19 protein-coding genes and 1 pseudogene are annotated in these 20993 nt (G+C 68.3%); 7 read left to right on the top strand and 13 right to left on the bottom strand.

Annotation, left to right across the window (positions count from 1 at the left end):
• The first annotated feature begins 72 nt into the window (after window positions 1-72).
• The 6 genes from CSW63_RS21955 (at window position 73) to CSW63_RS21930 (ending at window position 4911) form a co-directional block, all read left to right on the top strand.
• The gene (locus CSW63_RS21955) at window positions 73-495 is read left to right on the top strand and encodes an Rrf2 family transcriptional regulator (protein ID WP_062097895.1); all 423 of its coding nucleotides are present in this window, start codon (window positions 73-75) and stop codon (window positions 493-495) included.
• Between the two features lie 138 nt (window positions 496-633).
• Window positions 634-1242: a flavodoxin family protein gene (locus tag CSW63_RS21950; protein ID WP_099502973.1), complete on the top strand. Its 609-nt coding sequence runs from the start codon at window positions 634-636 to the stop codon at window positions 1240-1242.
• 163 nt (window positions 1243-1405) lie between these two features.
• On the top strand, window positions 1406-2206 hold the full coding sequence (locus tag CSW63_RS21945; protein WP_062097897.1) for an SDR family oxidoreductase: 801 nt from the start codon (window positions 1406-1408) through the stop codon (window positions 2204-2206).
• 85 nt (window positions 2207-2291) lie between these two features.
• Window positions 2292-3506, top strand: coding sequence for a 23S rRNA (adenine(2503)-C(2))-methyltransferase RlmN (rlmN, locus tag CSW63_RS21940; RefSeq protein WP_062097947.1), 1215 nt, complete (start codon window positions 2292-2294; stop codon window positions 3504-3506).
• A 117-nt stretch (window positions 3507-3623) separates the two neighbouring features.
• Window positions 3624-4052 (top strand): DUF350 domain-containing protein, encoded by a 429-nt coding sequence (locus CSW63_RS21935; RefSeq protein ID WP_062097898.1) that lies wholly within the window; start codon window positions 3624-3626, stop codon window positions 4050-4052.
• A 25-nt stretch (window positions 4053-4077) separates the two neighbouring features.
• Window positions 4078-4911, top strand: coding sequence for a serine protease (locus tag CSW63_RS21930; RefSeq protein ID WP_062097900.1), 834 nt, complete (start codon window positions 4078-4080; stop codon window positions 4909-4911).
• Between the two features lie 26 nt (window positions 4912-4937).
• Here the strand turns inward: CSW63_RS21930 and CSW63_RS21925 are convergent, their stop codons facing one another.
• The 9 genes from CSW63_RS21925 to rdgB form a co-directional block, all read right to left on the bottom strand.
• On the bottom strand, window positions 4938-6626 hold the full coding sequence (locus CSW63_RS21925; RefSeq protein ID WP_062097902.1) for an MFS transporter: 1689 nt from the start codon (window positions 6624-6626) through the stop codon (window positions 4938-4940).
• 33 nt (window positions 6627-6659) lie between these two features.
• Complete coding sequence (locus CSW63_RS21920) at window positions 6660-8204, bottom strand: response regulator (RefSeq protein WP_062097904.1); 1545 nt, start codon at window positions 8202-8204, stop codon at window positions 6660-6662.
• Between the two features lie 36 nt (window positions 8205-8240).
• Complete coding sequence (locus tag CSW63_RS21915) at window positions 8241-9785, bottom strand: YifB family Mg chelatase-like AAA ATPase (protein ID WP_062097906.1); 1545 nt, start codon at window positions 9783-9785, stop codon at window positions 8241-8243.
• A 108-nt stretch (window positions 9786-9893) separates the two neighbouring features.
• On the bottom strand, window positions 9894-10847 hold the full coding sequence (gene gshB / locus CSW63_RS21910) for a glutathione synthase (protein WP_062097907.1): 954 nt from the start codon (window positions 10845-10847) through the stop codon (window positions 9894-9896).
• 54 nt (window positions 10848-10901) lie between these two features.
• Window positions 10902-11717 (bottom strand): SirB1 family protein, encoded by an 816-nt coding sequence (locus CSW63_RS21905; RefSeq protein ID WP_062097909.1) that lies wholly within the window; start codon window positions 11715-11717, stop codon window positions 10902-10904.
• A 1-nt stretch (window position 11718) separates the two neighbouring features.
• The gene (locus tag CSW63_RS21900; protein WP_062097911.1) at window positions 11719-12096 is read right to left on the bottom strand and encodes a YraN family protein; all 378 of its coding nucleotides are present in this window, start codon (window positions 12094-12096) and stop codon (window positions 11719-11721) included.
• On the bottom strand, window positions 12096-12968 hold the full coding sequence (gene rsmI, locus CSW63_RS21895) for a 16S rRNA (cytidine(1402)-2'-O)-methyltransferase (RefSeq protein WP_062097913.1): 873 nt from the start codon (window positions 12966-12968) through the stop codon (window positions 12096-12098). The genes CSW63_RS21900 and rsmI overlap by 1 nt, the downstream gene beginning before the upstream one ends.
• Before the next feature lie 34 nt (window positions 12969-13002).
• Entirely contained in the window at window positions 13003-14157 is a 1155-nt protein-coding gene (hemW, locus tag CSW63_RS21890) for a radical SAM family heme chaperone HemW (RefSeq protein WP_062097915.1), read from the bottom strand.
• Window positions 14150-14752: an RdgB/HAM1 family non-canonical purine NTP pyrophosphatase gene (gene rdgB / locus CSW63_RS21885; RefSeq protein ID WP_062097917.1), complete on the bottom strand. Its 603-nt coding sequence runs from the start codon at window positions 14750-14752 to the stop codon at window positions 14150-14152. The genes hemW and rdgB overlap by 8 nt, the downstream gene beginning before the upstream one ends.
• A gap of 24 nt (window positions 14753-14776) precedes the next feature.
• Here rdgB and CSW63_RS21880 point away from each other — a divergent pair, with 24 nt between their 5' ends.
• A complete protein-coding gene (locus tag CSW63_RS21880) occupies window positions 14777-15370 on the top strand; it encodes a glutathione S-transferase family protein (RefSeq protein WP_062097919.1) in 594 nt (197 codons plus the stop codon).
• Window positions 15371-15416: 46 nt separating this feature from the next.
• Here CSW63_RS21880 and CSW63_RS21875 read toward each other — a convergent pair.
• The 4 genes and pseudogenes from CSW63_RS21875 to CSW63_RS21860 all read right to left on the bottom strand — a co-directional run bounded on the left by CSW63_RS21875 (window position 15417) and on the right by CSW63_RS21860 (window position 20910).
• Window positions 15417-16557: pseudogene (locus CSW63_RS21875) on the bottom strand (methyl-accepting chemotaxis protein).
• A gap of 140 nt (window positions 16558-16697) precedes the next feature.
• The gene (gene gyrB, locus CSW63_RS21870; protein WP_168193714.1) at window positions 16698-19163 is read right to left on the bottom strand and encodes a DNA topoisomerase (ATP-hydrolyzing) subunit B; all 2466 of its coding nucleotides are present in this window, start codon (window positions 19161-19163) and stop codon (window positions 16698-16700) included.
• On the bottom strand, window positions 19160-20323 hold the full coding sequence (recF, locus tag CSW63_RS21865) for a DNA replication/repair protein RecF (RefSeq protein WP_062097923.1): 1164 nt from the start codon (window positions 20321-20323) through the stop codon (window positions 19160-19162). Before recF ends, gyrB begins: the two co-directional genes overlap by 4 nt.
• 215 nt (window positions 20324-20538) lie before the next feature.
• On the bottom strand, window positions 20539-20910 hold the full coding sequence (locus CSW63_RS21860) for a VOC family protein (protein WP_062097925.1): 372 nt from the start codon (window positions 20908-20910) through the stop codon (window positions 20539-20541).
• Between the last annotated feature and the right edge of the window lie 83 nt (window positions 20911-20993).

Raw genomic sequence — 20993 nt, 5'->3', positions numbered from 1 at the left:
CGTTGAGGATTTCCGCAGCGGGCGAGTTTTCGGTTGAACGCGCGGGCGGCCACCTTACGTTCCCGGGTTGAGATGTCGGACAGTCAGAAATTTCCCGTCGCGGCCCATGCCCTGGCCTATCTGGCGCACAAGGCGGCGTTCTCGCCGGATCGCGCCGTGGCCAGCGCGGAACTCGCCGCCTCCGTGCCAACCAACCCTGTCGTGGTGCGCCGGGTGACCGCCATGCTGGGCAAGGCGGGACTGATCGGCGCGCGGGCGGGCGCCAATGGCGGCGCCTGGTTGCTGAAACCCGCCGAGACCATCACGCTCGATGTCGTCCTGCGGGCGGTGAACGGCTGCGCGCATCTGGGCGTGGCGCCCAAGGGCGTGAAGGGTTGTCCCGTGGGGGAGAAGATCCCCGACGCCGTCCGCGCGGCGATCCTTTCCGCCGACCAGGCCGCCGCTGAAAGGCTTTCCCGCATCACGGTCGCGGACCTCTTGGACGGGCTTGCCTAAACGCACGGGCCGCTTTCAGGCGGGCTGATCCCGGGTCCCAAAAAACTGCATCAAAGATTGTGGCTAATCCCCTGGCGCCGCTTTGGAGCGTCATTACGTAATCGCTACCGATCCAGTTTCCAAACGTGAGGGATTGCCATGACCACCGTCGCCATCGCCTACCATTCCGGCTACGGCCATACCGAAGTTCTGGCTCAGAAGGTCGCCGAAGGCGTCCGTGACGCGGGCCAGACACCCGTTCTGCTGAAGATCGAGAGCGCCGCCCAGGACTTCGCGCCGCTGATCGAGCAGATTACCGCTGCGGACGCCGTCGTCTTCGGCGCGCCGACCTATATGGGCGACGTGTCGGGCGTGTTCAAAGTGTTCGCCGACGCCACCTCCAGCGCGTTCTTCACCGGCGCCTGGAAGGACAAGCTGGCCGCCGGCTTCACCAATTCGCACAGCTTAGCCGGCGACAAGGCCCACGCGCTGGCCAGCCTGACCATCCTGGCGGCGCAGCACGGCATGAACTGGATCAATCTGGGCCTGGCGCCGCCCAACGTCACCGCCGCCGAGCGCGGCCCCGACACGATCAATCGCGTCGGCTCCTTCATCGGCCTGGCCGCGCAGTCCGACAACGCCTCGCCGGAAATCACGCCGCCGGCCGGCGACCGCGAGACCGCGCGACTGCTGGGCGAGCGCGTCGCCAAGGCGGCTGCGCGCTGGGTCGCCGGCGCCGCCCGCGGCGGACTCGATCAGGCCGCCTGAGGCGTCGTCCACGATCACGGCCGTCGCCCTCCCGGCCGTGATCCGAAAGGGGCGCGCCTCGCCATTCCGGCGCGCCCCTTTCGCTCCGCCGCCTGGAGGGTTGCTTGAACCAAATCGCGGGCCGTGCTCGACTCCGGCGGAGTTTCCACCGGATCATCGCATCATGGCCCGTCGTCTCGCCCTGATCACCGGCGCCTCCGCCGGCATCGGGGCCGCTTCCGCCCGCATCTACGCCAGCCACGGCTATGACGTGGCCCTCACCGCGCGCCGGGCCGATCGGCTCGAGAGCCTGGCCGCCGAGATCAAGCTGCGCTCGGGCGTCGAGGCCTACGCCCTTCCCGCCGATCTCGCCGAGCCCGGCGGCGTCGACGCGGTGCTGGCGGGTGTCGCCCAGCAGGGGCGAGAGATCGACGCCTTGGTCAACAACGCCGGCTACGGTTTGCCGGGGACCTATGACGCCACCCGCTGGGAGGATCAGGCCAAGTTTCTCCAGCTGATGCTGACCAGCGTCTGCGAGATGAGCCACAAGGTCCTGCCGGGCATGGTCGAGCGCAGGTTCGGACGCATCGTCAATGTCGCCTCGCTGGCGGGCCTGGTTCCCGGCGCGGCCGGCCACACGCTCTATGCCGCCACCAAGAGCTTCCTGGTGAAGTTTTCCCAGAGCCTGCACTTGGAAAACCTGCAGACGGGCGTCCATGTCAGCGCCTTGTGCCCGGGCTTCACCTATTCGGAGTTCCACGACGTGAACGGCACTCGCGCCCAGGTCAGCCAGGGTGTGCCAGAGTGGATGTGGCTGGGGGCCGACGAGGTGGCCGCCGCCGGCTACGAGGCCGCCGAGGCCAACCGCTCGATCTGCGTGCCCGGCGCGCCGAACAAGGCCATCGCCGCCATCGCCAAGCTCGTGCCCGACGACTGGGCCCTGGCCCTGATGGCCAGCCAGGGAAGCCGGTTCCGCAAGGTGTGAGATTGCAGCCCGGGCCGTCCTTTTTGATAAGCCGGTCCGGACCTGCTATATGTCCGCCTCGACCCCCGACCATCCGGACACCCCCTTGAGCGTCACCCTCGACCTGTCGCGCGTCTCGTCCGAGACGACGCCCGCCCAACCCGTCTCCAAGCCGCCGGTCAACCTATCTGGCCTGACGCGCCCGCAGTTGGTCGCGGCGCTGGTCGAAAGCGGCGTGGTCGAGCACGGCAAGGCCAAGATGCGGGCCACCCAGATCTTCCGCTGGATCCACCATCGCGGCGTCACTGACTTCGCCGACATGAGCGATGTGGCCAAGGAGACCCGTGCGCGTCTCGCCGAAGCCTTCACCATCGCCCGTCCCGAGATCGTCGAGCGCCAGGTGTCCAAGGACGGCACCCGCAAGTGGCTGATCCGCATGGCCCCGGGCATCGAGGTCGAAAGCGTCTACATTCCCGGCGTCGGCCGGGCCGGCGCCCTCTGCGTGTCCAGCCAGGTCGGCTGCACGCTGAACTGCAGCTTCTGCCACACCGGCACCCAGCCGCTGGTCCGCAACCTGACCACGGCCGAGATCGTCGCCCAGGTGCAGGTGGCCAAGGACGATCTGGCCGAATGGCCGTCCGACAAGGAAGACCGCCAGCTCTCGAACATCGTGTTCATGGGCATGGGCGAGCCGCTCTACAATCTGGGCCAGGTGGCCGACGCCATCGAGATCATCAGCGACAACGAAGGCATCGCCATCTCCCGTCGCCGGATCACGGTGTCGACCTCGGGCGTGGTGCCGATGCTGGAAAAGCTGGGCTCGACCACCCAGGCCATGCTGGCGATCAGCCTGCACGCCACCAACGACCCGCTGCGCGACGTCCTGGTTCCGCTGAACAAGAAGTACCCGATCGCCGAGCTGATGGCCGGCATCCGCGCCTATCCGGGCCTTAGCAACGCCCGCCGCGTGACCTTCGAGTACGTGATGCTGAAGGGCGTCAACGACAGTCCCGAGGAAGCGCGCGCCCTGGTCAAGCTGATCAAGGGCATCCCGGCCAAGATCAACCTGATCCCGTTCAATCCCTGGCCGGGCAGCGACTACCAGTGCTCGGACTGGGCGACGATCGAGGCCTTCGCCGCGATCCTCAACAAGGCCGGCTACTCCTCGCCGATCCGCACCCCGCGCGGCCGCGACATTCTCGCCGCCTGCGGTCAGCTGAAGAGCGAAAGCGAAAAGGTTCGCGCCTCGGCGCTGCGCAAGCTGTCGCTGGCGGCGATGGCGGGCGTGCTGTCCGACGACGACGAGGACGAGGCGGCCTGATGCGGTTGGCGGCCGGGGCATGAAGGCTCAGCTCTCGCGAGACGGGCGCCCCCTACGCAAGCCTTGCCGACCCGTGTTAGTCAGGGGGCTGTCAGTCCATCGGGGTCATTTGCGTCCATGCCGTCCCAGCTTCAGTCGCCCGAGGTCCAGGCCTTCGCCACCGGCTTTCCGGTCACCCTGCTACATGCGAGCGTGACGTTGGTGATGCTGATCCTGGGCACCACGCTCTACGCCCTGCTGACCCCGCACAAGGAAGTCACCCTGATCCGTGAAGGCAATGCGGCGGCGGCGCTCTCGCTCGGCGGCGTGTTCGTCGGCCTGGCCATCCCGCTGGCGGTGTCGTTGCGTGCCTCGACCTCGGTGACCGAGATCGTCATCTGGGGCGCGGCGACCATCGCCGTGCAGCTTCTGGTGTTCCGCATCACCGACATGTTGCTCAAGGGCTTGCCCGAGCGGATCCACGAGGGCGAGGTGGCCGCCGCCGCCCTGCTGGTCGGGGCCAAGCTGGGCGTGGCCCTGATCCTGGCCGCGGCCGTGGCCGGCTGATAAGATCGAGCCCGGAGGTCGTCCGGTGCATTTCCCCAAGCTTCCCGACTGGCTGGTCTATGCTGCGGCGGTCAGCGCCCTGGTGATCGTCGCTGTCGGTCGTCAGGAACGGTCCGACGCGCCACCGCCACCGCCGCCGGTGCCGGGCGAGGAGGGCTTGCCGCTGGGGCCGTCCTCGCCGTTCGATCCCTCGATCGTGGTGCAGGTGCCCGACAAGCCCTCTCCGGGTTCGGGAACCGCCTTTTCGGTCGGCGATGACGGCGTGTGGCTGACGGCTCGCCATGTGGTCGACGGCTGCAAGCAGGCGGCGATCGTGGTGGCGGACGGACGCGGGGTCGCCGCCAAGGTCCATGTCGACACCCGCGCCGACGCCGCCGTGCTGACGACCGAAGGCGGCGCGCCGGCCGTTCCGCTGGGTATCGACCAGCCGCTGCGGCGTGGCGCGCGGGCCTATCATCCTGGTTTTCCCCAAGGCCATCCGGGCGAGGCCGCCTCGCGCCTGCTGGGTCGGGAGAACCTGGTCGTTCATGGCCGGGGCGCGCGCACCGAGCCCGTGCTGGTCTGGGCCGAAGTCGGCCGCACCGATACGCTGAAGGGCACGCTTTCGGGCCTCTCCGGCGCGCCCGCTCTCGACAGCGCCGGCCGGGTGATCGGCGTCACGGTGGCCGAGGCCCCCCGTCGCGGCCGCATCTACACGACCGCGCCCGAAACCCTGAAGGCCGTCCTCGGTTCGCGCCGCCGTCCCGCAGCCTCTGAATTCGCGCCCAGCGAACCGATCACCACCGAGAACTACGGTCGTGTCGCCGACGGCCTGCGCCGCGACCTGCGGGTGGCGCAGGTGGTGTGTCTGGCGGTTTAGGGCATTTCCCCCCCCCCAGAAGCCTTCTAAGACGCCGTCAGCGTCTTTCCCTGGCGGGCCGCCACCATGAACGACAGCACTATCGCGACCACACCGATCAGCGCCGTGTAGATGAAGAAGGCCGTATAGCCGGCCGCCATGGCGGGCGCGCTGACCCCCAGTTTGGCGCCGGCGGCGGTGAAGCTCTCGGGCGGCAGGCGGGTGAACAGGGCCTTGAGCGGCGCCGTGAATCCGCCGCTCTCGGCCGCCTTGGCCGACGCTTCTACGATCCGCCCCGACTGCGAGGCGATCAGCTTGCCGGGCAGGGCATAGAGCGAGGAGAACAACGCGTACTGCGTGGCCGTGAAGCCCGCACTGGTCAGGCTGGACATGTAGGCGATCAACGCCGTGCCCGCGATGCCGCCGGCGATGTTGTCCAGGCAGATCGAGGCGAACAGCATCCCGGTATTGTGCCCGCTCATCGCCAGCAGCGCGAACATCAGGTTGCTGAGCGGCTGAGCGAAAGCCCCGATGACCAGAGCCTTTATCAGACCCAGTCTCGCGACGATCACCCCGCCCAGGAACACGCCGGCCATCGAGGCGATGATGCCAAACACCTTCCGGATCTCGGCGATCTCGGTGAGCGTGAAGCCCATGTCGCGGTAGAACGGATTCATGATGTTCAGCACGAAGTCCGAGACCCGATAGACGCAGATCGCCGCCAGGATCAGGCCAGCCACACCGTGAAAGCGGGTCAGAAACTCGCCCAGCGGTTCGCCGAACGCTTTGGACATGTAGACGCCGGGCTTGGTGCGGACCTTTGGAATCGGCCAGGCGGCGACTACGACGATGGCGAGGCCGACCGCGACGCCCACCAACTGTAGCCAGACGCCGTTCGGCTTGGCGGTCCAGGCCTCGGCCAGGGCTTCGCCGCCAACGAGCTTGGAGAGCAGGGTCGCGTCGCCGGACAAGCCTGAGCCAAGCGCCAGAGCGCCAAGCAGCAGGATGGCCAGCCGTGCAAGCCATTCGACGACTTCTAGAGCCTTCGACTGCTCGACATCGTCGGTCGGGATCGGGCGGATGATGTGCTCGGCCTCGCGCGGGGCGCACAGCGTGGCCAATACGCCGAGGCCCACGATCAGGCCCATCGCCGCATAGGATAGATTCCAGCCAAACCGCTCGGCTAGCAGCAGCGGTCCCGCCCCGGCGACGATCATGGCGACGCGGTAGCCCCATTGGTAAGCGACGACCATGGGGCCTTGCTCTTCCGCGTTGGCGACCTCGATGCGCCAGGCGTCGATGACGATATCGTGCGAGGCGGTGGCGAAACCGACCGTCACGGCCGCCGCCGCCAAGAAGCCTAGCTGGTTGAGCGGGTTCATGGTCGAGATCGTCCAGAGGCCCAGCACCATCACGGTCTGGAACACCAGCATCCAGGCGCGGCGATGACCCAGAAGCCGGTGCAGAACGGGCACCGTGGTGCGGTCGATCAGGGGGGCCCACAGGAACTTGAAGGAGAACGACAGGGTCGCCAGGCTGAAAAAGCCGATCACGGCCAAAGACAGACCCGCGTCGCGCAGCCAAAGCGACAGGGTGTCGAAGATGAGCATGAACGGGAGACCCGAGGCGAAGCCCAGGCCCAGCATCACCAGACTGCGCCGCTCGCCGAAGAAGGCGAGGGTTTGCAGCAGGGTCTTCTTTTGCGGAGCCTCGGGTGTCTCGGCTTGATTGGTCACGGCGGCGATCCCCCAGCGGGGGACACCCCCGTATCAGCCGGCGACCTTGGCTCGCGTCGCGGGTTTCGTCCAGACACCCGAGGGACCGCCCGTGGTCCAGCGCCTGAGCGTCTCGCGTAGCGCCTCTTGGGTCAGGGGCTTGACCAGGAAGTCGTCCATGCCGGCCGCCAGGCAGGTGCGGCGGTCCTCGTCGAAGGCGTCGGCGGTCAAGGCGGCGATCGGCGTAGCCACGCCCTTGGTCCGGAGGGTCCTGGCCGCCTCGATCCCCGTCAGACCGGGCATGCGCAGGTCCATCAGAATCAGGTCGTAGACCCCGCCCGAAGCGGCGGCGACGGCCTGTTCGCCGTCGGCGACGCGGTCGACCTTGCAGCCCTCGCGCTCCAGGAGGGTGCGGGCCAAGAGGGCGTTGATCGGATTGTCTTCGGCCAGGAGCACCCGCGCGCCGGTGGCGACCGCGCCGGCGATGCGGTCGTCGTGGGCGGGTTCGTCCTCGGCGACGCCGCCGGCGGTCGAGGCTTTCAGCACCTGGGCGACCAGGGAGGCCGCGCGCAACGGCTTGATCAGATAGCCCGAGAAGCCGGCGGCCTTCAGGCGGTCTATGCAGTCGCGCTGTTCGGGGGTCAAAAGCACGACCGACTGGCGCCCGGCGGGCGGTGTCAGGGCTCCGTCCGGCCCCGAAAGCGCCGCGTCGATCAGCAGCACGGCGTCGGCCGGAGCGCCGGCCAGCGCGGCGTCGACGTCGACGGCGGAATGGGCGCGACCGCCGGCCGCCTCGATCTGGCGCACCGTGGCGGCGCGCACGATCGCGTTGGGCGAGACGACGGCGACGTCCTGGCCCGCGAGCGGTGTCGCGCGAGCGGGCGGCGCGGCCGGCGCGAACGGCGCCTCGAACCAGAATTCTGCGCCCTGGCCCAGCTCGCCCCCGACGCCGACCTCGCCACCCATGGCCGCCGAGAGGCGGGAGACGATGGCCAGGCCCAGGCCCGCACCCCCCAACTGGGTGGCGTGGGTGATGTCGGTCTGGACGAAGGCCTCGAAGATGCGGGCCCGGGCCTCGGGCGCGACGCCTGGGCCGGTGTCGGCCACCGAGAAGCGGATGCGCCCCCCGTCCAAGGCGCTGGCGGTCAACAGCACGCCGCCTGTCTCGGTGAATTTCACGGCGTTGCCGGCGAAATTCAGCAGGATCTGTCGCAGCCGACCTTCGTCCGCGAGGATGGAGGGCAGGGGCGTCGAGACGGCCCAAGCGATCTCGACGCCCTTTTCATGGGCGCGCGGGCTCATCAGTTCGGCGACCTGACGCAGCAGGCTCTCGATATCGACCGGGGCCAGTGAGAGCTCGATCGCGGCCGCGCCTAGGCGGGCGAAATGCAGCACGTCATTGACCAGCGACAGCAGGTGGTCGCCGCTCTCGCGCAGCGCCGTCACGTAGGAACGCTGCTCGGCCGTCAGCTTTGTGTTCTCCAGGAGGCGCGCCATGCCCAGCACGCCGTTCAGCGGCGTGCGGAACTCATGGCTCAGCGTCGCCAGCTGCTCGGGCGTCACGCTGGGATGGCGGTCGTCGGATCGGGTTTCGCTCATAGGGGCCAAGCCTAACGGGCCCGGCTTAACGGGCGGTCAAGCTGGACCGGCCGCCGCATAGCTTTCTTCGCCCGCTGGAGTTGTGCGGCGATAGGCGAGGGCCTCGGCGACATGGACCCGCTTGACGCCTTCCGCACCTTCTAGGTCGGCGATGGTCCGCGACAGACGCAGCACCCGGGTCCAGCCCCGCGCGCTGATGCGTCCGGCCTCGGCGGCGCGGGACAGTAGGTCGCGGCCGGCGGTGTCGAGGCCTGCGATCTTCTCAAGAAAGGCGCCCTCGGCGCGGCCGTTCAGACCCTCGGCGGCGCCTAGCGCCTCGGCGCGTTCGAGCTGCAGATTTCGGGCCCGCGCCACGCGGGCGGCGGCTTCGGCCGATCCTTCGACGGGCGGCGGCAGGGCCAGATCGGCGGCGGTGACGGCGGGCATGTCGACGGCGAGGTCGATGCGGTCCATCAAGGGACCCGAGACGCGTCCCTGATAGTCCTTCTGGCACCGGGGCGCCTTGCCGCAAGCGCCACGCCCGGGGCCGCCATGACCACAGCGGCAGGGATTCATCGCCGCCACCAACTGCACCTTGGCCGGATAGCGCACATGGGCGTTGGCGCGGGCGACCATCACCTCGCCGGTCTCCAACGGGCCCCGCAGGCTGTCCAACGCCTGCACCCCGAACTCGGGCAGCTCATCGAGAAACAGCACGCCATTGTGCGCCAACGAGACCTCGCCCGGCTTGGCGCGGTGGCCGCCGCCGGTCAGGGCGGCCATGCTGGCGCTGTGATGCGGCGCACGGAAAGGGCGCGCGCGGGTCAGGGTTCCGCGCGCGATCAGTCCCGCCACCGAGTGAACCATCGACGTCTCCAGCAACTCGGCGGAGGTCAGGGGTGGCAGGAGGCCCGGCAGGCGCTGGGCCAGCATCGACTTGCCCGAGCCCGGCGGGCCGGAGAACAGCAGGTTGTGACCGCCGGCCGCCGCGATCTCCAGGGCGCGCTTGGCGTTTTCCTGGCCCTTCACATCACGCAGGTCCTTGGGCCGCTCGCCCTCGATAATGGGCCCCGGCGTCGGCGCCGACAGGATCTGGCTTCCTCGGAAGTGATTGATCAGCGCCACCAGCGAGCGGGGCGCCAGAATGCGCGTGCCGCCCGCCCAGGCCGCTTCCGGCCCCGAGGCCTCGGGGCAGATGAGCCCAAGGTCCATGGCGCCCGCCGCCATAGCGGCCGGAAGCGCGCCAGCGGCCGGGACGATGCGGCCGTCCAGCGACAGCTCACCCATGGCCGCCCAGCCGTCCAGGGCGTCCAGGGGGATGACGCCGAGCGCGGCCATGACCGCGAGGGCGATCGGCAGGTCGAAGTGCGTGCCCTCCTTGGGCATGTCGGCGGGCGCCAGGTTGGCGACGATGCGCTTGCCGGGAAGCGACAGGCCGAGGCCTGCAAAGGCGCCGCGCACCCGTTCACGGCTTTCGGCGACAGCCTTGTCGGCCAGCCCGACCACCACGAACGCGTGCTGGCCGGTCGTCAGTTGGACCTCCACGTCGACCCGGCGGGCCTCGACGCCTTCGAACGCGACTGTGACGACCCTGGCGGCCATCGTAACTCCTTGAGGAACATCAACTTATCCACAAGGAGCAACACATCTTGCGAAATGGAGCAAGAACGAAAAACGAACGTTTCGGGAAATCTCGATGTTTACGTAGAGTTACCCACCGTTCGCGCGAATATCCTCAATCCTGTTCCAGAGTACGTCGGCAGCGTTGATTCCGGTAAATCGCAGCAGCTGTTGCGCACCCGTGGGCGAGGTGACGTTGATCTCGGTAAGGTATTCTCCGATCACGTCAATTCCGACGAACAGCAGCCCGCGACGCTTGAGTTCGGGGGCGATGATCTTGCAAAGCTCCAGGTCGCGGGCCGTCAAGGCCACGGCCTCAGCGCGACCGCCGACCCGCAGGTTCGACCGCACCTGGCCCGCAGCCGGCACGCGATTGATGGCGCCCACCGGTTCGCCGTCGACCAGCAGGATGCGCTTGTCGCCCTTGCTGACAGCGGGAACGAACTTTTGGGCGATGACCTGCTCGCGGCCGATCATGGCGTGCAGCTCCAAGAGCGCATCGAGATTAGGGTCGTCCGCCAGCAGACGCGCCACGCCCGACCCGCCGCCGCCATACAGGGGCTTCAAGACAATATCGCCGTGCCGGGCGCGGAAGTCGTAGATCGCCTCGTGGTCGCTGGTGATCAGGGTCGGCGGCTGCACGCCCGGGAAGTCGGTGACGAACAGCTTCTCGGGCGCGTTTCGCACCTCGGCCGGGTTGTTCACCACCAGGGTGTGCGGATGGACCTTTTCCAGGAAGTGCGTGGCCGTGATGTAGGCCATGTCGAACGGCGGATCCTGGCGCATGAGGACGACGTCGACATCGTCCTTCATGTCTAGCACCATCGTCTCGCCCAGTCGGGCGTGGGCCCCCTTTTCGGCGAAAACCTCGACGGGCTGGGCGCGGGCGAACACCCGGCCGTCTTCCTGGGAGAGCTTGTCGGGAGTGTAGAACCAGAGCTTGTGACCCCGGCTCTGGGCTTCCATCATCATCAGGAAGGACGTGTCGGTGTCGATATTGATCCCCAGGATGGGATCCATCTGAACGGCGACTCGCAGCGACATGGGGGCTCCTGGGGTTCGGCTCTGGAGCCTAGTTAAGCCGTTTTGGCTGGAACGCTAGTTCAAGCGCAGCCGAACCCGTTCGCGCGCCGCCCGCGCCGCGATCGCCGCGCCGCCGTCGAGGACTTGCGCGCGCGAGAGCGCCTGCAGCGCGCCCGCCAAGGCGCCTTGGCCTTCGCGCGCCGCCGCGACGTCCAGCCAGGGACGGTGATCAGCCGGGTTCAGCAGGGCGCGCCGCAGGGCGGAGCGCTCGGCGCGCGGCCAGTCCTTGGCCTGCTGGGCGCGGGCGAAGATGTTGTTCTGCAGGCGGATCAGAACGGCGCGGTCGCTGATCGGGGCCATCAGGAGCTCAAGCCGCGCGGCGACATCCGGCATCAGGCCCGTGCGCAGGGCGCGGCGTGACAGTTCGGACGGCAGCACGACCCGTCCTTCGCTGAACGGGTCCAGCGCCAGCGGACCTTCTTCGGTCTCGATGCGCAGCAGGAAGTGACCGGGAAAGTCGACGCCGTAGAGCTCCAGCCCGGCCGCGCGGGCCGCGTGCAGATAGAAGACGCCCAGCGCGACCGGCAGCCCCTTGCGGCGGTGGGCGATAGCGATGACGTCGGCGTTGTCCGGATGGTCGTAGGTGATCACGTCCCCCGTCAAGCGCAGGTCGCCGGCCAGGGTCTCAGCCACGGCCTCCTCGGGTGACTCGGTCTCGGCGCGGCGGCGCAGGCGTTCCACGGCGTCGTTGGCCAGATCAATCGCGGCCTTGGTGTCGCGGCTGGGATCGTCGTGCACGGCGCAGGCCAAGGCGGCCTCGAACAGCGGAAAGCCGTCGTCGGGCCCCTCGCCAGCCTTGGTCAGAATCTCTTCGGCCTCTTCTCGCGTCATGTCAGGCCCCGCGCCAGGCGTCGGGCAGGTGGCGAGGCGGCCGCCCGGGGGCGATCGCGATCAGGTCCAGTCGCACGAGGAGATCGCGCAGTCCCGTCCGATGCGCAGAAAGGTGGGCGGCGGCGCGACGCAGGCGCTCCCTCTGAGTGGGCTTCACGGCGTCCAGCGCTTCCTCGATCGTCCGGCGTTGCTTGACCTCGATAACGGCCAGCACCTTGCCGCGTTGCGCCAGGAGGTCGATTTCCCCAAGCGGCGTCGCCAGGCGAAAACCGAGAATCCGATAGCCCTTCGCCATCAGCCACAGCGCGGCGATCACCTCGGCCCGCCGCCCGACCTTGCGCGCGGCGGTTCCGCGCGCCTGGCGGACGCCGGACGTCATCACGCCTGTTCCTTCATCGACAGGGCCTGACGGTAGAGGTCCTTGCGGGAAAGTCCCAGCGCTTTGGCCACCTCTGAGGCGGCCTCGCCCAACGGCAGGCGGCTCATGGCCTCGCGCAGAGCGGCTTCGGCGTCTCCGGCGCTGGCGACCTTCGCGGTTCCGGGGCCGACCAGGATCACGATCTCGCCCTTGGGCGCCTCGAACCTTGGATCGGTAGCGAGGTCGCTCAGCGGCCCTCTCACGCAGGTCTCGTAGAGCTTGGTGAGCTCGCGACAGACGGCGGCCGGGCGGTCGCCACCGAACACCACCGCCATGTCGGCCAGGCAGTCGGCGACCCGCGAAGCGCCTTCGTAGATGATCAGGGTGGCGCGGGTGTTGGCGAACTCTTCGAAGAAGGTCCGCCGGGCAGCGCTCTTCGGCGGCGGGAAGCCGGCGAACAGGAACCGTTCGGTCGGCAGGCCGGCCAGGGTCAGGGCGGCGAGCGCGGCCGAGGCGCCGGGGATCGGGATCACGTTATGGCCGGCGGCGATGGCCTCCCGCGCCAGGCGATAACCCGGGTCGGACACCATCGGCGTGCCGGCGTCCGAGACGAGGGCGACGCGCTCGCCGGCGGCCAGGCGCTCGAGAATCCCAGGTATCGCGCGTTCGGCCACGTGCTCGTCGTGGCGTTCCAGCTTGGTTCGGATGCCGTAGGCCGATAGCAGTTTGCCGGTTACACGGGTGTCCTCGGCCAGCAGCAGGTCGCAGCCGGCCAGCACGTCCAGCGCCCGGAGGGTGATGTCGCGCAGGTTGCCGATCGGCGTCGCCACCAGATAGAGGCCCGGCGCCAGGGGCGCGTCGGACAGGGCCGGTGGAGGAAGCTGACGGCTCAAGGGCGAGGGGTCCTTCGTTTGTGGTGAACCCATATCAGGTCGCAAGCGCGCCTGTCAGCCGATCAAGCACCAGCCGGCCCGCGCGCGTAGCGCGCAGGCGACCTGGGTCGTCGACCAGCAATCCTGCTTCGACCAGATCCCGAACCTTGGCGAGATCCGGCGTGAGGCCCAGCGGCGCAAGCTCCTCGAAGCTGACGCCGTCATCGATACGCAGGCCCAGGATCAGGCGCTCTTCGGCGATGTCCTCCGGGTCCAGAATCTCTCGCGCGAAGCCGACGCCGTGCTCGCGAACGGCGACGACATAGTCCTTGATCGCGCGATGCGCGGTGGTGGCCGCCCGCCCGTTGGCCAGCGTCAGCCGACCATGCGCCCCCGGGCCGACGCCGACATAGTCGACGCCGCGCCAGTAGACGAGGTTGTGGCGCGAGCGCGCGGGCTCGCCTCTGGCGTGGTTCGAAACCTCGTAGGCGTCGAAGTCGCTGGCTTCCAGCATTTCCTGGGTGGTTTCGAACAGCGTCGCGGCCAGGTCTTCGTCGGGCACGACGAGGGTCCCGCGCCCGACCGCGCGATCGAAGGCGGTGCCTTGCTCGATGGTCAGCTGGTAGGGCGAAATGTGTTCCGGCCCCAAGGCGATGGCCTCGGCGAGCTCGGTGCGCCAGGCTGCGTCGGTCTGACCGGGACGGGCGTAGATCAGGTCGATCGACAGACGCGGAAAGGCCCTTGTCGCCGCCGCGATGGCGCGCCGTGCTGCGTCGGCGTCGTGGTTGCGGCCCAGGGTCTTCAAAGCGGCGTCTTCCAGGGCCTGGACGCCCAGCGACAGGCGTTGCACCCCGGCGTCGGCAAGGGCGGTGAAGCGGCCGGTCTCGGCGTCGGTGGGGTTGGCCTCCAGGCTGATCTCCAGATCATCCGCCGGCGACCAAAGACGCTTGGCCGTCTCGATCACGCGCGCCACCTGCGCCGGGTCCATCAGCGACGGAGTGCCGCCGCCGAAGAAGATCGACAGCAGCCGTCGTTCGCCGGTCAGGGCGCGCTGGGCCTCCAGGTCCGCGACGATGGCGTCGGCCAGTGCGTCCTGCTCGTCGAGCCGCCCTCGGTCGCGCACGACGTTGAAATCGCAATAGGGACAGATCCGGGCGCAGTAGGGCCAGTGGACATAGACACCGACCGACCCGGCGCTCGGGTCAGTCAAACAGGGCCGCCTTCAGCTTGGCGAAGGCCCGGGCGCGGTGGCTCATGGCGTCCTTGGCGGTCGGCTCCATTTCCCCGAAGGTCATGGCGTGGCCCTCGGGGATGAAGATCGGATCATAGCCGAACCCCCGTGTCCCGCGGCCGGGGAAGATCAAACTTCCGTCCACGCGCCCCTCGACCACGACCGCCGGGCCGTTCGGCCAGGCCACCGCGAGCGCCGAGGTGAACCAGGCGGAGCGATCGTCTGACGCGGTCTCTTCGAGCCGCTCCTCGACCTTTTTCATCGCCATGGCGAAGTCCTTGGTGGGACCAGCCCAGCGGGCGGAGAAGATGCCGGGAGCGCCGTCCAGCGCCTGCACCGAAAGGCCGGAGTCGTCGGCCAAGGCGGGCAGGCCCGACAGGTCGGCGGCGTGACGCGCCTTCAGGAGCGCGTTGCCGACAAAGGTGCTCTCAGTCTCCTCGGGTTCGGGCAGGCCGAGTTGACCCGCCGTGACGATCTCGAACCGGCCGTCCAGCAGGGCGGCGATCTCAGGGACCTTGCCAGGATTGTGCGTGGCGGCCACAAGCTTTGTTCCTGCTTCAAGCTTCAGCGCCATTGTCGTCTCCCGGGAAATCCATCGATGCGGCTTCTTTACTCGCCCTTGTCGCCGTTTGCTCGCAAGGTTCGTGTCCTGGCGGCGGAAAAAGGCCTGTCCGAGCAACTTACGGTCGAGACGATCGCGCCGTTTCAGGACGAAAGCCTTCGCGCGCTGAACCCGTTGAACAAGGTTCCGACCCTGGTTCTGGAGGGCGGCGAGACGATTTTCGATTCGGCGGTGATCGCCGACTACATCGACGGCCTTGCCGAGCCCGCCCTTATCCCGCGCGCTCAGCCGGAGCGCCGACGGGCCTTGACCCTGGAAGCGGCCGCCGACGGCCTGGGCGACGCGGCTATCCTGATCGTGCGCGAGCGCATGCGGCCGGAGGCGCAGCATCGACAGGACTTGTTCGATCGCCAGCTGCGGGCGGTCAATGCCGCGCTGGACCTCTTCGAGGCCGCCGATCTGCCGAGCGATCGCTTCGGGATCGCCGAAATCGCCATCGCCGTGCAACTGGCTTACCTGGACGTGCGCCAGGTGGTGGCGTGGCGCCCCGGCCGTCCTGCGCTGTCCGCATGGTACGAGGCGGTCTCCAAGCGCACGTCCATGATCGCCACGGACGCTTCGGCTACCTGACTACCAGCGGCCTATGGGCCAGAAGTGGCCCGGCGTGAGACTTCGCTCAGGCTGCGGCGATCTGGACCGCTTCGCCCGCCGGTCTTTGGACCAGGCAGCCGTACCAGCCCAGGCCCTGATAGGTCTCGTATCCCGGCGTCCGCGCGTAGCCGACGGTGACGCCGCCGTCCGCGTAACTGCCCATCGCTCCGGCGGAGGTATCCAGCGGAAAGGTCTCGGTCAGAACGCCGCGACCGTCCGACGCCGCGAGGACCCGGCCTCTCTGGTCCAGCAGCATGACGCGCGAGCGTTCGCGCTCTTCCGGCGTCAGGCGCACGCCGTCGACCACGGCCTGGGCCTGGGGCCTCCAGTCGAAATGCACGCCCAGGACGCCGAGCGGCTGTCCGCTGCACACGCCTCCGGTGCGGATCGCCGTGGCGTAGGTGGCGACCGGGGCGTCGCCCAGCGGCGCGCAACGTTCGATATCGCACGCCACGAAGTCGTCGCCCGAGGCGGTGCGCAAGCCTTCCTGGAACCAGCGGGTGTCGGCCATCGAGCGGCCGACGACGCCGGGGTAGCGGGCCGGACGTCCATTGGCGACCACGCGGCCGCTGGCGTCGCAGATCCATAGGTCGAGATAGACGGTATAGGCGTCCAGGATCACGCCGAGGCGCTCGCTGGCGTAGCGCCGAGCCGCTGCGTCCTCGCCTTGCCCGAGGCAAGCGACCACGGCCGAATCCGTGGCCCACCAGCGCACGTCGCACGTGCGCTCATAAAGGTTGCGGTCGACGATCTCGATGGCGTTGAGCGCAAGGTCCGCCAGCCTCTGGCCTCGCAAGTGGCCCAGGATCGCCCCGCCAATCGCTGAGAGTTCGTCGAGGTCGGCCCGGACCTGACTCTCCAGCGCGGCGGCTACGCCGTCGATCTCGGTGGAAATCTTCTTGAATTCCTCGGCGACGATGGCGAAGCCCTTGCCCGCCTCGCCGGCGCGGGCGGCGACGATCAGCGCATTGATCGCCAGCATCTTGGCCGCCCGGTTCACTCGGGCGATCTCGCCGATCTTCTCCCCCGCCACGCTGGATAGCCGTTGCGAGAGATCCAGAATTCGTTCCGGACGAAGACTGGCGTCCTGTTCCATACGCTACGCGCCCCAAAAGCAGACTTCCGGGCGAATCGGCCCGAAGCTCATAAGATGACGCCGCCGTCACCATGGAGCGATCCAGCCGCCGGCGGCGGCGAAGCCAAGACGGGCATTTCTGAAAAAGAAAACGCCGGGCCGCCCTTCGAATGGGCGCCCGGCGCTTAGCGAACAGACATGTGCGGCGGTGGTCCGCCGCGAAGGGCGTGTCTAGACGTCGACCTCTGCGTCGAGGGCGTTTTCCTGGATGAACTCGCGACGGGGCTCGACGAGATCACCCATCAGGCGGCTGAACATGTCGTCGGCGTCGTCGGCGTGGTTGACGCGGACCTGCAGCAGGGTGCGCGCCTCGGCGTCCAGCGTGGTCTCCCAGAGCTGATCGGGGTTCATTTCGCCCAGGCCCTTATAGCGCTGGATGGTGAGGCCCTTTCGGCCCGCGTCGAGCACGGCGTTGACGAGGTCCAGCGGTCCGCGGATCGTGGTCGACTTGTCCTTGCGGCGGAACACGGCGCGGCCCGAGAACACTTCTGCCAGCTTGACGGCCCGCTCGGCGAGGCGACGCGCGTCGGCGGCGTGCAGCAGGACATCGTCCAGCACGACCCGCTCGGAGACGCCACGACGAACGCGGCTGAAGATGAAGCCCGTATCGCCCCGCTCGCCCGACCAAGGTCCATCACCTTCCTCGGCGTAGAGATCCAGGCGCTTGGCGGCGGCCAGAACATCCGGCGACTCGCCCAGCAGGCCCGACAGCGCCGCTTGTTCGATCGCGGTCGCGGGGGCGCGTGCGGAGAGACGATCGATATTGGCCTTGGCCGAGCGGCATGTCTGCACCAGGGCCAGCAGGTCCTGGCCCGTCATGCGCTCGCCGGACGCCAGATCGAGCTCGGCGCCGTCGACGCCCTCGTCGACCAGGAACGCGTCCATCTCGGCGTCGTCCTTCAGGTAGCGCGAGGACTTGCCCTTGCTGGCTTTATAGAGCGGCGGCTGGGCGATGTAGATGTAGCCGCGCTCGATCAGCTCCGGCATCTGCCGGTAGAAGAAGGTCAAGAGCAGGGTGCGGATGTGGGCGCCGTCGACGTCGGCGTCGGTCATCAGCACGATCTTGTGGTAGCGCACCTTGTCCGGATTGAAGTCGTCGCGGCCGATGCCTGCGCCGAGGGCGGTGATCAGGGTGCCGATCTGGTCGGACGACAGCATCTTGTCGAAGCGCGCCCGCTCGACGTTCAGGATCTTGCCGCGCAGAGGCAGAACGGCCTGGTTATCGCGGTTGCGGGCCTGTTTGGCCGAGCCGCCAGCGGAGTCGCCCTCAACGATGAAGATTTCGGACTTGGCCGGATCGCGTTCGGAGCAGTCGGCGAGCTTGCCGGGCAGGGACGTGATGTCGAGCGCGCTCTTGCGGCGGGTCAGTTCGCGCGCCTTGCGGGCGGCCTCGCGGGCGGCGGCGGCTTCGGCGATCTTGGTGACGATGGCCTTGGCCTCGTTTGGGTGCTCCTCGAACCAGGTCGAGAGCCCTTCGGACACCAGGCCTTCGACGGCCGGCCGCACCTCGGACGAAACCAGTTTGTCCTTGGTCTGTGAGCTGAACTTCGGATCAGGCACCTTGACCGACAGCACGCAGGTCAGGCCCTCGCGGCTGTCTTCGCCGCCCAGGCTGACCTTCTCCTTCTTCAGGATGCCGGTGCTCTCGGCGTAGTTGGTGATGATGCGGGTCAGGGCCGCGCGGAAGGCCGAAAGGTGCGTGCCGCCATCCCGTTGCGGGATGTTGTTGGTGAAGCACAGCATCTGCTCGTGGTAGCTGTCGTTCCACCAAAGGGCCAGGTCGACCTCGACCTTGTCCTTGACGCCCTTGACGGTGATCGGCGCTTTCAGCAGCGGCGTCTTGGCCTTGTCGAGGTGGCGCACGAAGGCCTCGATGCCGCCCTCGTAGTACAGCCTCTCCTCCCACGGCTCGACGTCGCGGTGATCCTTGAACCAGATCGTCACGCCCGAGTTCAGGAAGGCTAGCTCGCGCAGGCGATGCTCAAGGGTCTTCCGGTCGAATTCGATGAAGGCGAAGGTGTCCTTAGAGGGGAAGAACGTCACCTCGGTGCCGGTCAGGGTCTCGCCGGCTTTGGGACCTTCCGTTCGGACGGGCGAATCGCCGGTCACCTTCAGCGAGGTGACCGCGTCGCCGCGCTCGAAGCGCATCTGGTGAACCTTGCCGTTGCGGTGGATCAGCAGCTCCAGCCAGTCCGAGAGCGCGTTCACGACCGAGACGCCCACGCCGTGCAGACCGCCCGAGACCTTGTAGCTGTTCTGATCGAACTTACCGCCGGCGTGCAGCTGGGTCATGATGACCTCGGCCGCCGAGACGCCCTCGCCCTCGTGCATGTCGACCGGGATGCCGCGACCGTCGTCGGTGACCGTCACCGAGCCGTCGGCGTTGAGGATCACCTGAACCTTGGTGGCGTGACCGGCGAGCGCCTCGTCGATGGCGTTGTCGACCACCTCGTAGACCATGTGGTGCAGGCCCGAACCGTCATCGGTGTCGCCGATGTACATGCCAGGGCGCTTACGGACCGCGTCGAGGCCCTTCAGCACCTTGATCGAATCCGCGCCGTACTGGGCGGCGGCTTCCTCGGTCGTCATTTCCGGGGGCGCCGCTTCGGGGACTTGGTCTTCGGTGTTCTCGGTCATTCGTCTTCCAGCGTGGTCAGGCCGGCCTCGCTGACGCGAACACCAAGAGCCCGACCCTTGAGATGGTCGAACAGCGACTCGTCCGTGCCGGTGAGAAAGGCCTGGAGCTTGAGCGCCGTGAGTTCGTCGGCCAGCGCGGCTCGCCTGGTCAGGTCGAGATGCGCAGCGACTTCGTCAAGTAGTATTACAGGATTCGGCGCGGTTTCCGCACGCGAAAGTCGCGCCGCCTGAGCCAGGATCAGGTTCAAAATCAGCGCCTTTTGCTCGCCGGTCGAGCATTCGGCGGCCGATCGGTCCTTCTCCACATGGAAGATGGCCAGGTCGCCTCGGTGAGGTCCGGTCAGGGCGCGTCCCGCTGCGCCGTCCCGCCCCCGCGCGGCGGCCAAGGCCTGGGCGAGCTTTAACTCGATCTGGGCGAACGGCGCGCCCTCCAGCGCCATGCGCTCCCACTCTCCGGTGAGGGAAAGGCGCGCCAGCGGAAACGGTCGATCGCCCCGTCCGTCGATCTCGGCCTGCAAGGCCAGCAGCGTCCGCGCCCGGGCCTGAACCAGCAACGCCCCGAATTCCGCCAAGCGGGCTTCCAGCGCGGTCAGCCATGTGGTGTCCGCCGGCGCGCCGGTCTCGGCGGCGTCGATCAACAACCTCATCCGCTCCCGTTGCGCCTTGTCATAGGCGTTGGCGTTCGCGGCGTGAGCGGGTTCGCCGGCGAAGACCAACCGGTCGAAGAAGCGCCGTCGTTCGGAGGCCGCCTCCAGAAAGAGCCGATCCTGGGCCGGGGTCAGCCAGATCGGGCGCACGTGGTCCGCCAGCCGTCCCGGCGGGACGGTCTCACCGTCGAGCCGGACCATCCGACGGGCCGCCCCGGCCTGATCCACGCCTGTGCCGACCCTGACCGGAGCGTCCTCGCCTGATTGCACCTCGGCGGAGACCGCCCAGGCGCGACCCGTCGCCTCGCCCGGCAGCCGTCGCCCGACTTCGGCCAGGCTTACGCCCCTCAGGCCCTTACCTGGACTTAGCAGGCTGATCGCTTCGAGAAGGTTGGTCTTTCCCGCGCCGTTCGCGCCGAAGAGGAAGACGCTGCGGCCGCCCGTCTCCAGGCGCGCATGCGCATAGGACCGGAAATCCGTCAGGGTCAGGGAAAGCAGTGCGGCCGACGCCATGGCGGTGTCTTAAGGGGTGTCGCCGCCCGGGGCTAGGCGGACCAAGACGCCCGCCTCACCCGACGATGATGAAGCGGGGCCGCCTCGGAATGGCCCTCCTGAGACTTGCGCGACATATTGGCCTCGCCAAGGTCAAGCTCGCCGCGCGTTTGCGGCGGAATCATGGCGAGGCGCCGCTCAGCGGCATAGCTTTGCGGTCGCGCGCCTCATGCAGGTCAGCCCAGCTTGTAGCCGCACAGCTTGTTGCCATCCAAGTCGCGGAAATAGGCGAAATAGGCCTTGGGCATGCGCTCGCCGGGCGGCCCGTCGCAGACCGCGCCCAGTTCCAGGGCCTTGGCGTGGAAGGCGTCGACCTCGGCGGGTGTGTCGAAGGCGAAACCGGCCATCATGCCGTTGCCGACGCAAGCGGGATTGCCGTCGTGCGGGCCAAGCACCCCGAACATGCAGCCTTCGCCGCGATAGAGACGGCCACCGGACGGATGATCGAACAACGGCTTGAAGCCGGCCGAGGCCAGCAGCGCGTCATAGAAGGCCTTCGCCTTCGGCAGATCGTTCGATCCGACCGTCACATAGTTCAGTTTGGCCATGAGGCGCCTCCCGTTTTGATAGGAAACGGACCTTATAGCGACTTCCCGTGCGCGCAACCTGCCCGTACGTCAGCGCTCCGGCG

Source organism: Caulobacter sp. FWC26 (genome assembly GCF_002742645.2).
In the GTDB taxonomy this organism is placed as follows: Bacteria; Pseudomonadota; Alphaproteobacteria; order Caulobacterales; family Caulobacteraceae; genus Caulobacter.
This window is presented reverse-complemented; position numbering and strand designations above follow the sequence as displayed.